Source organism: Ruegeria atlantica (assembly GCF_947495585.1).
Taxonomy (GTDB): domain Bacteria; phylum Pseudomonadota; class Alphaproteobacteria; order Rhodobacterales; family Rhodobacteraceae; genus Ruegeria; species Ruegeria atlantica_G.
The window spans coordinates 1-15,137 of record NZ_CANLZK010000003.1 but is presented as its reverse complement, the minus strand read 5'-3'; the positions used below and the strand labels follow the sequence as shown (position 1 = coordinate 15,137).

The following is a 15,137-nucleotide window of genomic DNA, read 5'->3' as shown; positions in this document are numbered from 1 at the left end:
AAGCTAAATATCGTTCAAAGATGGTCAACGAAGACAAGCATACGCAGCACACTGGCGTGATCGACAAAAGCGCCCAGGCGCAAAGCAACCGCCAGACAAGGTTGAAAATCCGGATTTCTACTCTGCTGGCGCTGACCATTGGCGGACTGGTGGCAATATCGGCTGGCGCAGTTCTGTTGGTTTCGACTTATGCCAATTTTCAGAACACGACGGAACTGTTGAATACGTCTGCCGCGATGATCGTCGAATCCATCGAAGACGACATCTTCAGCCTGACGACTCCGATCGAGGAACTGGCACAGTCCCTGCAAGAAGACGCAAGCACTGGCGAAGTCGATCTGCATGACACCGATTTTCTGAAAGCCTATTTCAAAGGCGTGGTGGCTTCGGTCCCGTATCTGACAGATCTTGCCATTGTGTATCCTGACGGCAGTCTGTTCATTTCAACACATATCACGGATGTTGAGGGGCCACGTTTAATAACGTCATACGAGCCTCCGGCTGCAGGCACGCTTCAGTATCTTAAAGATGTTAAAGGCTATGATGGTTTGTTCTGGAACGAACCCTTCTTTGACCAGGGCCGGACACATATCTCAGCGACTGTGCCTGCCTATAAAGACGGTATTTTTCTCGGGGCCGTGCTCGTTTCTTCTACCGTTCACCATTTCTCGGGCCTGGTCGACGAGTTAAGCGGGAAATACGGGGCAACCGGTTTTGTTCTGTACGGTGACGCTCGCGTTCTGGCCCATCCCAAATTGCTGAACCTGTCTGCAAACACGTTAAGCTCAAACGCCCCCTTGCATTCGGTCGCAGCACTTGATGACGCGGTCATCTCACAAATGCTGATGCAGCCACCCGAGTTTCAGGGCAACGATGGAACATTTGTCGGATATGTGGTCGAGGCGCTGGACGGAGAACACCTGGTTTTGACAAGCATCGTCAACGGCTTCGGATCTGAGCCGTGGGTGATCGGGCAGTATTCTCCGCTGAGCGATTGGAGCAACCAATGGTCCCGGCTGAGTGATGCCGCCCTGGTCAGTCTTGGTTTACTGATCGCTTCGGTCATTGCGGCGCTTGTGTTGGCCAGACGATTGGCGGCACCCATTCACAGGTCGACCGAAGAAGCCATCAAAATCAGCGAGCTGAATCTGAACCAGATCGACCACCTGCCCCCCTCTCGGGTCTCAGAACTGAACCTTCAGGCTGTTGCCTTCAACAAGATGCTCGACGGGCTGCGCTGGTTTGAAACTTATTTGCCCCGAACCCTTGTACGGCAAATGCTAAAGACCGGAGACCCTAACCTTGTGTTGCCGCGCGAAGTCGAACTGACCGTCATGTTCGCCGACATCGTGGGGTTCACACCCGCATCCGAGGCCATGACGCCACAAGCCACGGCAGCAATGCTGAACCGGCATTTCGAAATCCTGAACCGCTGTATCGAGGCCGAGGGCGGAACGCTCGACAAATACATCGGCGACGCGGCGATGGCGTTCTGGGGTGCCCCTCAGGACCAGACGGATCATGCCGAGCGCGCCTGCCGGGCTGCAATGGCCATCAAGCGATCTCTGGTTGAGGCTGGCGTTGCGTACGGCGTCAAAATCGCGGTGCACACCGGACCGCTGATTGTCGGCAATATCGGGGCCGTCGACAGGATGAATTACACGGTGATCGGCGACACGGTGAACACCTGCGCCCGGATCGAAACCCTGGTAGGCGAACTGCCAAGTGACGAGCAAACCAGGATTTTGATCAGCGATGCCACAGCGCGCCTGATCAGCCCGGCTTTTCATCTGATCGACTGCGGCGAATTCACTGTCAAAGGACGTTCAAGGAAAGTGAATGTCTACCGCCTTTGCGATGCAGATAAGACCCTTGGCACCTCAGCATAACCTGCCAGAAATTCCAGAGGCCATATAATGGTCAATCGGTGCGCCGCAATTGCTTTGGTGTTTTGCCGTATTCGGCCTTGAATGTCTGGGCAAGCGTAGAGGTTGACGCAAAACCGCAGGCAATGGCGATGTCAATAATCGGCATTTGCGAGTTCGAAACCAGGGTAAACGCTTTTTTCAACCTGATCTTTCTATAAAATTTTCCAGGCGATGTACTCAGGTGCAGCATAAACTGACGCTCTAACTGCCGGGTGGATACGCCCACACGGCGGGCAAGGCTGGCCGTTGGCAACGGGTGTTCGGTGTTTTCTTCCATGATGCGGATCGCGTTTTGTAGCCGCTTTTCCAGGAAGTTCGGGTTCGCGCTCAGGCCTTTGGGTTGCTCTTGCGCGTGGCCCCGAACGTCGTTCAGCATCAATTGGCAGGCCAGTTCAGCCCTGTCCTGAGGCTCAAGAACCTCAGCCAGAATGCCGATGATCGCCTCCGCGGTATGACCGTGCCCGGCGCAAGTCAGCACTGTTCCATTTCGGGCAACAAGACTTTCAGAAAGCATGGGGTAATCCCCAATCTCACGCAGTAAACCTATGTCGCGCCAATGTGCCGTGACCGGCCCGGATTGTTGCACTGTCGCCTTGATATATTCGCGTGCCGCGTCCGAAAACAAGGCAACCGGTCGTTTGTGTTTTTGCATTGCCCGGACGCGTCGCAGCCATGTGCTGACATCTCCCAACTGACCGCCCACGACACACAGGCAATCGCTCAGATACTGGTCAGAGATGGCAGGCGTTGCACGTACAATCAGGTCTGAGCAGCTGGACACCAGACCGGGCGTGTCCGACGTAATCTGCCACCGAAAGAGATCGCGGTTGAGAACATCGTTTGCCGTCTGCAAAACGGCAATGATGGACGACAGCTCCAAGTAAGCAAACTCCGCCTGAACAAAAATCTCGAAAGTTATCTGCTGTTCGGTCTTCGATTTGTCTGTGGGTGCTAACATTCGACGAGATCTTGTTGTTCTTTATCAGCGCGATAGCCCCTTAAAAGACCCGATCAATCTTTAGGACAGCCGAACATCAATTGGCGAGGACCCAGTTTGAACCGATCATAGGCTTGAACGCAAGGAACAAGTCCGCGTGCCCAATCGCCAGGGCTGTCGCGACCGAACGCTCCCGGCCACAACCGTACATACTGAAAAGCAGGAGCCGAACCGCCCTGTGCGCAAAAACGCATTACTTAAGATGGCTTATGTTGTTCCAATCGATTGTGTAACAAAACTTCCGAATGGCTGGGATTAGTCTTCGTTTTGATGCACTTATCCAGAAAGCTCGGAAAGTAACCGAAAGCTTGAGGTCGTCGCGCAGGAGAATTGCCTCTTTCCGATCATGTTTGCGACCTCGATCCCATCTACGGTGGCCGACGCGGTTTCGAATGACATGAACCCTCACATGTGTCGAACACGCCGCCTTGTGAAACGATGATCTTGTACGATCATGTTATTCAATCCTTGCACCTTATCGCTTTAATATTTGCAAGACAGCCAATACGCTTCAAGATCATGTTCACTTCCCAAGTACCGGCCGCATAGGCTTCACTCTTGTCGATCACGATCTTGTCCGGAATGCCATTTGTGGGCAGCACTTTAGTAAATTAACCTAATTGACAGCGGACTGTTCCTGGGCTCAGTCAAGGTTATTTCCTGTTTTGTCGACTGCGCGATAGAGGTACGTCCACTTTCGACGAACATGTACGTAAGTTTCGTCCAAGCGCCAAGACATCGGCGCGGGTTGTATCTTCGTCGGCACTCGCGCTGCGATCAACGACAAAAATATCGCAACGCGCCTGTTCTGAATGGTATGGTCTACCCGCACACCGCGTTCACCCATGATCTTCTCCAAATCGCGAAAGGATACAGCGAATCGAAGAAAGCAATACAAAGCGTATAGCACCGTATCCTTTGGGAAATGGAAGCCTTTTAGGGAGTTCAACCTGATACTAGTTGGATAACTATTCGCAGGGAACAAGCGCTGGAACCTAGGTGGCCGTTGGCCAAGACCAAAAGTTAGCGACACGACCAATTTGTTGAAGATTCGCTAAGTAACAAGTCTTTCAAAACGCATCTATGACGCCAGCAATCCCGATATTTTGGTCGCTCCAAACTGCAGCAGCGAAAGAAACTGCATCAAACTGTCCAATTCGTGACGCTGGGTTGGCGCGTGAACAGACAACGTAGCCACAAGCCTTTCGTGCCCATCCAGAACAGGGACAGCTACGGCGGTCATCCCGGGCATGAATTCTTCGTCGTCCGTTGAATACCCTCTTTGCGCGATGTTCATGATTTCGGCGCGCAGAGATTCTGGATCAGTTATTGTTTTCTTAGTGTTCGCGTTCAGCTTACGAGCGGAAAGAAACCCGTCCAACGTGTTCTCACGAAGCGTGGACAGGTACATCTTGCCGCTGGCCGTGCAATGAAACGGAACCTGAGTGCCAATCGGCAATTGAATCCTCAGGGGCCATTTCGTTTCTACCCGGTCCAGATATATCATTCCTTCCCGATCCGGGATAGCGAGGTTGCAGGTCTCGCCAATTTCATCGGCGATGCCCCGAAGGATCGCAAGGCGGGCTGTCCGAAGGTGCTCCGACGAGACCGTGTTCACCGAAAGCTGCCGCAAACGTGGCCCGGGACCGTAAGACCGCCCATCCAGATCACGTTGAAGGAACCCTTCGGCCTCAGCCGTTTGAAGCAGGCGATGGATTGTCGGCTTCGCCAGACCCAATGCTTCAATCAGGTCTGACGGTTTGACTGCGACCCCGCGCTTTGCAACCTCTTCAAGAATAACCAGCAAACGCAGATTCGTCGGGATTTGGGATTCTCTGTCTCGCGTGTCTACGTTTTCCATCCCGCTAAACTCTAGTTGTTTGGCAGCAGGATCAAGGCCAGATCAGGCACCAGAGAGACCAAAATCCACACAGACAGCAATGCCACAAGATACGGCACAGTGTAGCGCAGCAGCCGGAAGTAAGGCACGCCTGTCACACCGGACGCAACATAGAGGTTCAAGCCATAAGGCGGCGTGATGAACCCGATCGATGCGCCCACAAGGAAGATCACCGAGAAATGGATCGGGTCGACCCCTACCGACGCAGCAATTGGCGCGAGGATCGGCGCAAGGATAATCGTGACCGGCAGACTTTCCAGCACCATGCCTGAGAAGAAGACGATGACCATCGATGTGAACAGAACCGCGTAATATCCCCCCATCGAAGTCACGAAATCTCCGATCGTTTGTTGTGCTCCAAGCAGCGACAGAATTTGCTGCATGACCACTGAGATTGCGATCAGCGGCGCAAGGATACCCGTGATCTGAGCCGAACGGATCACGATCGAGGGGATCTCAGGGATCGTGAAGCCTTCGACAACCAGCATTTCGGCAAAGCTTTTGTCTGTGGGCGAGATATTATCCCGCGCGCCCATGATCCGGTTGATCGGATAGCTGACCAAGCCCGCGATGACACAGAAGCCAACGGTAACACCCGCCGCCTCGGTCGGTGAGAACTTGCCTGTATAGATGCCCCATAGCACGAGGCCGATGGCGAAAAAGCCGAGCCATGCACCAAATGCCGTTTTGAGAATCCGATTCAGTTGCAGCGGGATCAGGTGCCCCCACCCATTGATCCGACAGATGATCCAGCACGCAAATTGCATGCCAAAGACCATAAGCGCACCAGGTATGATACCGGCGACGAACAGCTCGGAAATGGGTAGGTTCATCAGAAACCCATAGACGATGAAGATGATCGACGGAGGGATGATGATCCCAACCGTACCGCCCGCCGCCGCCGTGGCCGCGCTAAAGCGTTCGTCATAGCCGCCTTTAACCATCTCAGGGTGCAGCATTGAGCCGATGGTTGCGGTCGTTGCGGAGTTCGATCCGGAAATCGCCGCAAACAATCCACATGCCCCAAGCGATGCCATAGCCAGCCCGCCGCGTATCCAGCCTAAGCAGGAGTAAGCAAAATCGCTCAGCCGCCTTGCAATACCCGATTTGTTGATCAGATCACCGGTCAGGATGAACAGCGGCATCGCCAACAGGGCGAAGCCTTTGTTAAACACGTTCAGCAGCTCTGCACCCATATTGTCGAGTGTAAGACCCAGAACGAATGAGCATCCGATCACCCAGTATCCGATGACCAGCAGTACCGGTACGCCCAACATGAACAAAAACGTGACGCCCAGCGAAATTAGTGTAACCAAAGTTCCGTCTGTCATCAGTCTGCCCCTATCACGGCCTGCTTGATCAGCGGCTCTCCGGTTTTCCAGTTGTGCAGGTCGTCAGCAAGATTCTGAAACACGCGACCGACCATCAAAAAGAAGGACACAGGCGCGGCCAACAGAAACCACCATTGCATGATGTTGTCTGTCCCAAGCACGATCTGAAAGTTCGAGGCTGACAGCGCAACGAGGCGTGTTGTAGTCACGATGACGATTACTGCAAAGATGAACCACAAAATGGCATCCAAAAACAAACACGCCAGTTGACCGCCGCGCGGCATCGCGGTGCGAAACTCGCTGAAACTCAGATGGGTGCGTAGGCGGACATTATAGGACGCACCAAACCAGGCCATTATCATGAAAAGAAGCGGGGGAATGGTGGTGGACCAGGGTTCCTGATCGTTGAAGACGAAGCGGTCGATCACACCCCAGAAGATGATCAGTGCAATGGCGAGGTACGAATACACCATGACCGACCGTTCAAAGTGGCGTTCAACAAAGGGCACTTTGCGATAGATCTGCATCACCAGAAGGCCGCCAAGAGCGGCGAAAATTGTGCCGACAACCCAGGCAGCGTCAGATTCCAATGCGGATTGAATCTCGAATGAATCACGGCTGAGCAAGGCGCCAAAAATTGCCCCGATATCTGCCCATAAAGACATGAACCCCGTCCTCCCAGTCGGTGTTTAGTGAAACCGGCCCGTGAAGGGCCGGCTCTAAATGTTAGATCAGGCCGCGCCCTTCCACCAACGGCGGGGCTCAACATTTTCGGGCAGTGTGTCTGCCGGAATCTCGCGCGCGATGTCGTAGATTTCCTGGTATGTGTCGATGCCACCAGCCCATTTATTCAGCCGTTCGCGCCACTGCGCCCATGGTTCAGGATTGAAGTTCGGCGCACACATTTCCTCGGCCAGTTTGATCTGATCATCCGCCAGGAAGGCAGGACGCACACCGTTTTCTGCGAAGATCGTGTTAGGCAATTGCGGCTCCGAGAATCCCACGGTATTCAGCAACGCTGCCTCATTTGCACCCTGAATCAAGGCCTGCGTGAAGTAGGACGATTCCATAACAGCGTCCTGCAGTTCACCACCAAGTCCGTCGAACACCTTGGCCGACATCGACGTATGTTCAGTGCCACAGAAGAACTTGAGATTCACCGATTGCGACACCACAGGTGACATGTTGGCATAAGCCACAGCCGAGGCCCAGGTTTCGGCCCCATCAATTAGGCCCGTCTTGAGCGCATCCAGCGTTTCTTCCCATGCCACCGGTACCGGATTCAGGTTCAGTAGCTGCATGGCGATCCGGCCAAGCTGTGTCCCTGTCACACGGTTCTTGGTCCCGAACAGTTCTTCCAGTTTGGTGACTGTTGGCTTGTCAGAGAACGTCGAGCCCATTTGCAGTCCGCGCAGTTCACAGTGGGTGAACAGGAATTTCAGCCCGTGGCGCTTTTCGAGGGGGTCTCGCAGAATGCGCTGGCTTTCGGGGCTGTAGAAGAAATGATACTGGGCCGCCCTGCTGGGGAACATATAGGCATAGTCCAGCACGTTCAGATATGGCGCACCGCCCGCAGAGTTCTGGGTCGACGCCGCATAAATGTCGACGATTCCCTGCTGAGTCTTCTCAACACAGCTCAGTTGTCCGCAGATCTGGTTGTCGCCAATGAACTCGATCCGAATCTCGCCATCAGTGCGTTCTTCCAGATCTCGGGCGAATTCGATGGCCCCTGCCCGTTCGATCAGCAGGTTGCGCGTATTGAAACCTGATGCACCGAATTTCAGCGTGTGCTTGGGTTCTTTCGAGAACCTTTTTTCATAAGTTGATTCTGCAGCTTGGGCCAAATTGGCCAAACTCATCGCGCCGCCAAAGCCACCCGCTGCCAGCAGCGTTGAGCTCATGCCATAACGCCCGGCCACACGAAAAAAATCCCGCCGTGAGACACCGCTTAGTTTCTTACCGATCTCCATTGCTTACCTCCCTGATCGCAATTATTGAGACGTTTTGTATCAAAAAATGCTAGTATAGTTCCAGCAATTTGCATAGTGTTTTTTTCAGTTACCTTGAGAGGAGACCGTCATGGAGGTGGATTATGCAGTCGTCGGAGCAGGCTCTTCGGGCTGCGTCATTGCCAATCGGCTAAGCGCTGACTCCAGCACAACAGTGGCATTGTTGGAAGCTGGCGGACCTGACACCAACCCGTGGATTCACATACCGGTTGGATACTTCAAAACCATGCATAACCCTTCATTGGATTGGTGTTACCGCACTGAACCAGATCCAGGTTTGAATGGACGCTCGATCGATTGGCCGCGCGGAAAGGTTCTTGGGGGATCATCCTCGTTGAACGGGCTTTTGTATGTTCGCGGTCAGAAAGAGGACTATGACCGCTGGCGTCAGATGGGTAACGTCGGCTGGGGCTGGGATGACGTCTTGCCTCTGTTCAAACGCAGCGAGGATCAAGAGCGCGGCGAAGACGCATTTCATGGTACAGGCGGCCCGCTGTCGGTGTCCAACATGCGCATTCAGCGACCGATCTGTGACGCCTGGGTCGCCGCCGCCCAAGAGGCGGGTTACCCGTTTAATCCTGACTACAACGGGGCCGATCAGGAAGGCGTTGGCTACTTTCAGCTGACCACTCGGAATGGTCGTCGTTGCAGTGCGGCCGTTGCATACCTCAAACCGATCAGGAACAGGCCGAACCTGAACATCATCACCCGTGCATTGGTAACCAAGGTCGAACTGGACGGCAAAAAAGCAACCGGGCTTCTTTATCGCGACCGATCGGGTGAAGTGAAGTCGATCAAAGTGCGCCGCGAAATCATCTTGTCCGGTGGTGCCATCAACTCACCTCAGATTTTGATGTTGTCAGGCATCGGAGACCCGGATCACTTGAAGGCCAACGGCATTGAACCCGTTCATTCGCTGCCCGGCGTCGGCAAAGGGCTGCAGGATCACTTGCAGGCACGCCTGGTCTTCAAATGCAACGAGCCAACGCTGAATGATGAAGTGCGCAGCCTGTTCAATCAGGCACGGATCGCGCTGAAATACGCGCTATTCCGGGCCGGACCTATGACAATGGCGGCCAGCCTGGCCACCGGATTTCTGAAAACCCGCCCCGAAGTTCAGACTCCTGACATTCAATTCCACGTTCAACCCTGGTCTGCCGACAGCCCCGGAGAGGGCGTGCATCCGTTTTCTGCCTTCACAATGTCCGTCTGTCAGCTGAGGCCGGAAAGCCGCGGAGAACTGCGTCTGGATGGCCCCGATCCGGCCAGTTACGTCAAGATCATTCCAAACTATTTGTCGACGGAAACTGATTGCAGAACGATCGTCGACGGCGTGAACATCGCGCGGGACATCGCCCGGCATAATCCACTGGCTTCTAAGATTTCAGAAGAGTTCCGGCCAACCTCTGATCTGTCCCGCGATGACTACAAAGGCACTTTGGATTGGGCGCGCTCGAATTCAGTCTCGATCTATCACCCGACAGGAACCTGCGCGATGGGTACCTCGGAAAGCTCTGTTGTGGATCCAAACCTGAAGGTCAAAGGAATCGAAAATCTGCGCGTTGCCGACTGTTCAATCATGCCGGAAATCGTCAGCGGCAATACCAATGCCCCAGCGATTATGATCGGAGAAAAAGCCAGTGAGTTGCTAAGCGCAAACAAGTGATTTTGGATACTACGTGACCTTCCGTATCTTTGGCAGAACCTTACCTGTCCAAGAAGGCCAGATCCAAAAACTTTTTCACTGGAACGTCGAAGACAAGAGCGTTCGGCGCTGATCAGCCCCACTTGAGTGGCCAGTTAGCATGTTAGTTCATGATCGGCCTGGGTACATCGCTACGATGGTTTCTGGGGTCAGTGGGCGGTAGCCCAAGACACTATGTGGTCGTTTTGTGTTGTTGTGTTTTCCCCATCGTTCAATCATGACCTGAGCTTCCCGTGGGCTGTAGAGGGTCTCGCCGTTCAGCACCTCGTCGCGGAATCGGGCATTGAAGCTTCCCAATATCCGCTGTCCTAAGGCCAAACGGAGTCGATGTAGGCGGTCTTACCATTGGGTATCAGGCCGACGATGTGCGCGCTTGCGATGCTCTTTGGTGCCCCTCAGCCATAATTTCCTTCATCCGGAAAGCGCCCGTGGCCCGCCACAGCATTCGTTGTTCACCTTCTGCATGGAGAAAACTATGAGTTTGCTCTAGTCACTTGCGAAAGCTGCCATCGATATTGCGATATGGCAAAATCGGCCCTGGAGATTGATCATCGCCAGCAAAAAGGAGTGAATAATCGTGTTAAGGCTATACACGAACATACGAGGCGGTGACAGAAGGTTATGGGCCAGTTCAAGTCACCCTCTCAGGCGCAACCGTTCTTGTCGGTCCACGATCGAACCGCCGCCCTATTCCGACCCAAACGCAACCGTCTTTCAGCCTGATCTTATCGCCATTCACGAGCGGAAGCCGACAATTTGTGGACTCAGTACAGCGGCCAACAGGCCGCCTAAACCATCTCGGCATGGCATCTCTCAGTCGAATGAAAACAACCTGACAATGCCCAAGTCTCCAAAAGGTAACAGTTTTTTCAGGTGAAAGTCTGCTTCCTCAAATTTTATTGTTCTTGAAGTCAGAGAGGCATGAACAAAGACCCGCAACCGCAGCCGGAATGTCATCCTCATGGGTGCAGCCAAAACCCAATAATAACCCATTCAAGTCCTGCCGCTGCATGCAATAATATGAGAGCGCATAGGCCGCCACGCCGTGCGCATCCAACACATCCAGCATTTCCGTATCCGGCAGGCTGGCAGGCAGGTCTGCAATCACTCTCAGCCCGCTAGTGTTCTTGTGCAAGGTCACAAGCGGGTTGGCAATGCGAGCAAAGCTGTCAATCATCGCCTTGCGGCGACGTGTATATGCACTGTGCATGCGTCGGATATGAGTGTTCAGATGCCCCTGCTCAATAAACTCTGCCAAAACCGCCTGCAGCCATGTGTTGGGGCCGCGGTCAGTGACGGCGCTGAGCGCAATCAGCGGCCTGGCCAGCGCCCGGGGTGCAATGATGAAGCCAAGCCGCAGCGACGGGAAGAGCGCGTTGTTGAAGCTGGAGACGTAGATGGTACGCGCATGATGGTCGTCGCAGTAGATCGCCGGGTCAGGGCGTCCGCCGAACATAAACTCATTGTCCAGATCATCCTCGATGAGCCAGGCATCATTGCGGCGGGTCCAGTCCATCCATTCTAACCGCTGGGCAATCGGCATCACGGCGCCCAGAGGATACTGGCAGGAGGGTGTCAGATAGGCCAGACGTGCCCCATCAGAATCCGGGCCGTCAGGCGGAACGGCGGCGCCGGTTTCCGTCACCGGGACAGGAACGACGGCTCCGCCTTGAGCCAGAAAGCTAGCCCGTACCACCGGGCTGGATGGATCCTCCATCAACACTTTGTCGCCATGGTTTAGCAGCAGAGCAGCAATCAGATTCAGCGACTGCTGGGAGCCGGTAGTGACAATGACCTGACTCGGGCTGCATTTCAGGCCGCGCCGGTTCAGTACGTAATCACAGATTGCCTCACGCAGGAGTACAAAGCCGCCGGGCTGGCCATAGGCCATCATTGTACTGTCGAGCCGGTTGCGGATTCGGTTTTCGATCCGGCCCCAGATCTTGTGTGGGAACAGATCTATGGCAGGAACGTTGGCCAGGAAGGGGCGCACCAAGACCGGATCGAAGTAAGATGAATCCAGGCCCTCTGTTACCGCCTGGCCGCGCTTCGATAACCTTGGTGGAAGGGTGGTTTCCGGCACGTTCCTGACGCTGGGGTTTAGGCCTGGAAACTCCGGGTTGACGAAAGTTCCGGAACCGGTTTGGCTTTGCAGGTAACCCTCGCTGGCCAATTGCTCAAATGCGGCGACAAGGGTGCTGCGGGCTATTCCGTGATGTTCTTTTAGCCAGCGCGTTGAGGGCAGTTTTTGCCCAGGTTTTATTTCCCCGTTCTGGATCATCCGGCGCAGGTGCTGAACCAGTTGCAGATAGAGTGGTGTACCAGCCTCGCGATCCAGTTTCAAAAATGGCAGTGGGGCAAAATGCTTGGTTTGCCCTGGCACGTGCGAACTCCAAATTGGTTTGCAACATTTAACCCAAATGGACGTAGTAAATAAAGCCACTTTCTGCCAACAAATCTGTGAATGCCCTGACTTGGGCACATGAACAACAAGAAGGCTGTATGGCCCTGCTGGGGCCAGTGCCGCCAGCAGGGGAAAACATGTCTGACATCATCAATCACTATGTGAAACAGGCGGCCAAAGGCTTCATAAGCCGCCGAGAATTCATCGGCCGCCTTGGCGCGCTGGGTGTGGCCGCTGCCAGCGCTAACAGCCTTTTGGCCTCTGCAGTGCGCGCCGAAGGTCCGAAAAAGGGTGGTTTGATTCGTGCGGGCCTGCAAGGCGGCGCCAGCACCGATAGCCTGGATCCAGCGCTGTCTGCCAGCTCCGTGACTGCCAATGTGCTTACGGCCTTTGGCGATTTGTTAGTGGAAGTCAGCCCGCAGGGTGAGATTGTTCCCCGCCTGGCGGAATCGGTTGAGGCGAGCGATGACGCAAAGACCTGGACCTTCAAGATTCGCAAGGGTGTGGAATTTCACAATGGCAAAACGTTGACGCCGGGCGACATACTTAAGACAATGCAGCGCCACTCAAACGAAAAGGCACAATCTGGTGCGCTGGGTATCATGCGCGGTATCGCGTCGATGAAGGTGGATGGCGACTATTTTAGCGTTTCCCTGGATACGCCGAATGCAGACCTTCCATACCTGATGGCGGACTACCACCTGGTGGTTCAACCGGATGGTGGTATGGCGCACCCGGCTGCAGGCATTGGCAGCGGCCCCTACACTGTCGAGGTCAACGAAGCCGGCACCCGCTACGCATTCAAAAAATTCGCCAATTATTGGGACGAGGGCCGCGGCCACGCCGATGAGATCGAGATCCTGGTGTTGAACGATGACACCGCCCGCGCGGCAGCGCTGCAGAGCGGTCAGGTCCATTTCATCAACCGGGTGTCGCCCAAGATCGCCAAGTTGCTGGGTCGCGCGCCTGGCCTGCGGATCGAGACCATATCGGGTCGCGGTCATTATGTCTTTGTCATGCACACCGACACGCCGCCGTTTGCCAACAACGACCTGCGAATGGCGCTGAAACTGGCCGTCGATCGGCAGGAGATGGTCGACAAGGTGCTGCGCGGATTTGGCAGCGTTGGCAATGACATGCCGATCAACGCTGCTTATCCACTGTTTTCCGGGGATATCGAGCAGCGCAGCTTTGATCCGGATCAAGCCCGTCATTACTTCCAAAAATCCGGCCACGATGGACCGATTGTGCTGAAAGTGTCGGACGCCGCTTTCCCCAGCGCGGTGGATGCCGCTGCGCTGTATCAGCAAAGTGCGGCCAAGGCAGGCATCCCGCTTGAGATCCAGCGCGTGCCTAGCGATGGCTATTGGTCCGAAGTCTGGAACAAGGAGCCGTTCTGCGCGTCCTACTGGGCAGGCCGTCCGGTGCAGGATCAGATGTACTCAACTGCGTACAAATCGGATGCCGACTGGAACGACACTCGCTTTAAGCGCGAAGACTTCGACGCACTGCTGTTGCAGGCCAAGGCTGAGCTTGATCCGATCAAGCGCACATCGCTCTACCACGAGATGGGTTTGATGGTGCGCGACGAAGGCGGCGCCATAATCCCGATGTTCAATGATTTTATCGATGGGGTCAGCGAACAGATCGGCGGTTGGGAAGGCGATCCGGGTGGTGGCACCATGTTCGACGGCGCTCTGGTCAAGACTTGGCTGCTGTAATCAAAGCTCCGGAAAACAGCGGTGGGCGGCCCCAAAACAACCCGTCGCTGTATTGAGAAGTTCCATGAAATTGGTCACTTACAATATCCGCTACACTCTGGGTATGGACGGGATTTATGATTGCGCTCGTATCGCCGATGAGGTGCGCGGTGCCGACATCATCGCCTTGCAAGAGGTCGAGCGCAACTGGCGCCGCAGCGGCATGGAAGACCAGCCGGCACAATTGGCGGGCTTCCTGCCCGACTACCATTGGAGCTATTTTCCGGCGTTCGACATGGACGCCAGCAGCGTTGGCACAGACGGCAGGGTTAAAAACCATCGTCGCCAGTTCGGTGTAATGTTGCTGTCTAAATTCCGTATCCTGGAGGTGCGCCGCCACCTGTTGCCCAAGATTGCCACCGCTTGCAGCCTTGGCATGGAGACTGGTGCACTTGAAAGCATCTTGGACGGCCCGGACGGTCCGCTGCGAGTCTATTCTTTGCATTTATCGTCTGCGTCCCGGCGGGAAAAGTTGCTGCAGGTGCAGTACCTGATTTCCCTGCATCAGGGTGCGCGGGCTCGTGGTGGATCTTGGACCGGATCGGCACCGAAGCATGACCCTATCGAGTTGGCAAATTTCCACGCCATGGATTGGTCTCAGGGTGAACATGAGCCGAAAGCCCCCCACAGTACAATTATGCTGGGCGATTTCAATTTAGTTCCTGACAGTCCGGAATACACTGCTTTGACCGGTGAACATGACATAGCGACCGGTCACAACCTACACTGGGACAGCTTTGCGGACAGCTGGGTCGTTGCAAAGGACAGATCCGATGGCGACGGGTTTACGTGGTGGCCCGACCCGCCTGATCGCGCACCTGCACAGCCTTTGCGACTGGACTATTGTTTGATCACTCCTGGTTTGGTCCATTCAATAGAGAGGGCATGGGTGGATTGCAGCGCAACTGGTTCCGATCACCGCCCCTATTGGGTCGATCTGCACATTGAATGTTAGCATTTTTGCTAACTTCCTGATGGTTTCCATGTCCAAGACTTGCCAGACGAGAGCCTTGGGCATTGTCAGGTGGTGTTGTCACATTAACTTCCGGGCCACCAGGGAATGCTGATGCCATGATTTCGAGCGGCTCGAGTAGCGGCATTCC

General features: G+C 54.7%; 10 protein-coding genes and 2 pseudogenes. 4 read left to right on the top strand and 8 right to left on the bottom strand.

Annotated elements, in window-relative coordinates:
* Nucleotides 1–20 precede the first annotated feature (20 nt).
* Nucleotides 21–1,889, top strand: a complete 1,869-nt coding sequence (locus QMP16_RS07845; protein ID WP_282151907.1) for an adenylate/guanylate cyclase domain-containing protein — start codon at nucleotides 21–23, stop codon at nucleotides 1,887–1,889.
* 31 nt (nucleotides 1,890–1,920) lie between these two features.
* On the opposite strand, the gene QMP16_RS07840 is transcribed toward QMP16_RS07845, so the two are convergent.
* The 6 genes and pseudogenes from QMP16_RS07840 to QMP16_RS07815 all read right to left on the bottom strand — a co-directional run bounded on the left by QMP16_RS07840 (nucleotide 1,921) and on the right by QMP16_RS07815 (nucleotide 8,126).
* Nucleotides 1,921–2,886: a GlxA family transcriptional regulator gene (locus QMP16_RS07840; protein WP_282151906.1), complete on the bottom strand. Its 966-nt coding sequence runs from the start codon at nucleotides 2,884–2,886 to the stop codon at nucleotides 1,921–1,923.
* Between the two features lie 315 nt (nucleotides 2,887–3,201).
* Nucleotides 3,202–3,874 (bottom strand): annotated as a pseudogene (locus QMP16_RS07835) (IS6 family transposase).
* Between the two features lie 132 nt (nucleotides 3,875–4,006).
* Nucleotides 4,007–4,786: an IclR family transcriptional regulator gene (locus QMP16_RS07830; RefSeq protein ID WP_282151905.1), complete on the bottom strand. Its 780-nt coding sequence runs from the start codon at nucleotides 4,784–4,786 to the stop codon at nucleotides 4,007–4,009.
* Nucleotides 4,787–4,797: 11 nt separating this feature from the next.
* Nucleotides 4,798–6,156: a TRAP transporter large permease gene (locus QMP16_RS07825; protein ID WP_058276698.1), complete on the bottom strand. Its 1,359-nt coding sequence runs from the start codon at nucleotides 6,154–6,156 to the stop codon at nucleotides 4,798–4,800.
* A complete protein-coding gene (locus QMP16_RS07820) occupies nucleotides 6,156–6,821 on the bottom strand; it encodes a TRAP transporter small permease (RefSeq protein ID WP_108859803.1) in 666 nt (221 codons plus the stop codon). Before QMP16_RS07820 ends, QMP16_RS07825 begins: the two co-directional genes overlap by 1 nt.
* Nucleotides 6,822–6,887: 66 nt before the next feature.
* Nucleotides 6,888–8,126 (bottom strand): TRAP transporter substrate-binding protein, encoded by a 1,239-nt coding sequence (locus QMP16_RS07815; protein WP_113791428.1) that lies wholly within the window; start codon nucleotides 8,124–8,126, stop codon nucleotides 6,888–6,890.
* 109 nt (nucleotides 8,127–8,235) lie between these two features.
* Between QMP16_RS07815 and QMP16_RS07810 the strand changes: the two genes are divergently transcribed.
* Entirely contained in the window at nucleotides 8,236–9,831 is a 1,596-nt protein-coding gene (locus QMP16_RS07810; RefSeq protein WP_282151904.1) for a GMC family oxidoreductase, read from the top strand.
* A gap of 142 nt (nucleotides 9,832–9,973) precedes the next feature.
* Here the strand turns inward: QMP16_RS07810 and QMP16_RS07805 are convergent.
* A pseudogene (locus QMP16_RS07805) lies at nucleotides 9,974–10,161 on the bottom strand (integrase core domain-containing protein); the annotation flags it as partial.
* 598 nt (nucleotides 10,162–10,759) lie between these two features.
* Entirely contained in the window at nucleotides 10,760–12,253 is a 1,494-nt protein-coding gene (locus QMP16_RS07795; protein ID WP_282151903.1) for a PLP-dependent aminotransferase family protein, read from the bottom strand.
* Nucleotides 12,254–12,411: 158 nt separating this feature from the next.
* Between QMP16_RS07795 and QMP16_RS07790 the strand changes: the two genes are divergently transcribed.
* The gene (locus QMP16_RS07790; protein ID WP_282152168.1) at nucleotides 12,412–13,995 is read left to right on the top strand and encodes an ABC transporter substrate-binding protein; all 1,584 of its coding nucleotides are present in this window, start codon (nucleotides 12,412–12,414) and stop codon (nucleotides 13,993–13,995) included.
* 64 nt (nucleotides 13,996–14,059) lie between these two features.
* Complete coding sequence (locus QMP16_RS07785; protein ID WP_282151902.1) at nucleotides 14,060–14,989, top strand: endonuclease/exonuclease/phosphatase family protein; 930 nt, start codon at nucleotides 14,060–14,062, stop codon at nucleotides 14,987–14,989.
* Nucleotides 14,990–15,137 lie beyond the last annotated feature (148 nt).

Coding starts and splice junctions, on each gene's coding strand:
- QMP16_RS07825 (WP_058276698.1), bottom strand. CDS start 6,156: ATGACAGACGGAACTTTGGTTACACTAATTTCGCTGGGCGTCACGTTT.
- QMP16_RS07845 (WP_282151907.1), top strand. CDS start 21: ATGGTCAACGAAGACAAGCATACGCAGCACACTGGCGTGATCGACAAA.
- QMP16_RS07785 (WP_282151902.1), top strand. CDS start 14,060: ATGAAATTGGTCACTTACAATATCCGCTACACTCTGGGTATGGACGGG.
- QMP16_RS07815 (WP_113791428.1), bottom strand. CDS start 8,126: ATGGAGATCGGTAAGAAACTAAGCGGTGTCTCACGGCGGGATTTTTTT.
- QMP16_RS07820 (WP_108859803.1), bottom strand. CDS start 6,821: ATGTCTTTATGGGCAGATATCGGGGCAATTTTTGGCGCCTTGCTCAGC.
- QMP16_RS07810 (WP_282151904.1), top strand. CDS start 8,236: ATGGAGGTGGATTATGCAGTCGTCGGAGCAGGCTCTTCGGGCTGCGTC.
- QMP16_RS07840 (WP_282151906.1), bottom strand. CDS start 2,886: ATGTTAGCACCCACAGACAAATCGAAGACCGAACAGCAGATAACTTTC.
- QMP16_RS07790 (WP_282152168.1), top strand. CDS start 12,412: ATGTCTGACATCATCAATCACTATGTGAAACAGGCGGCCAAAGGCTTC.
- QMP16_RS07830 (WP_282151905.1), bottom strand. CDS start 4,786: ATGGAAAACGTAGACACGCGAGACAGAGAATCCCAAATCCCGACGAAT.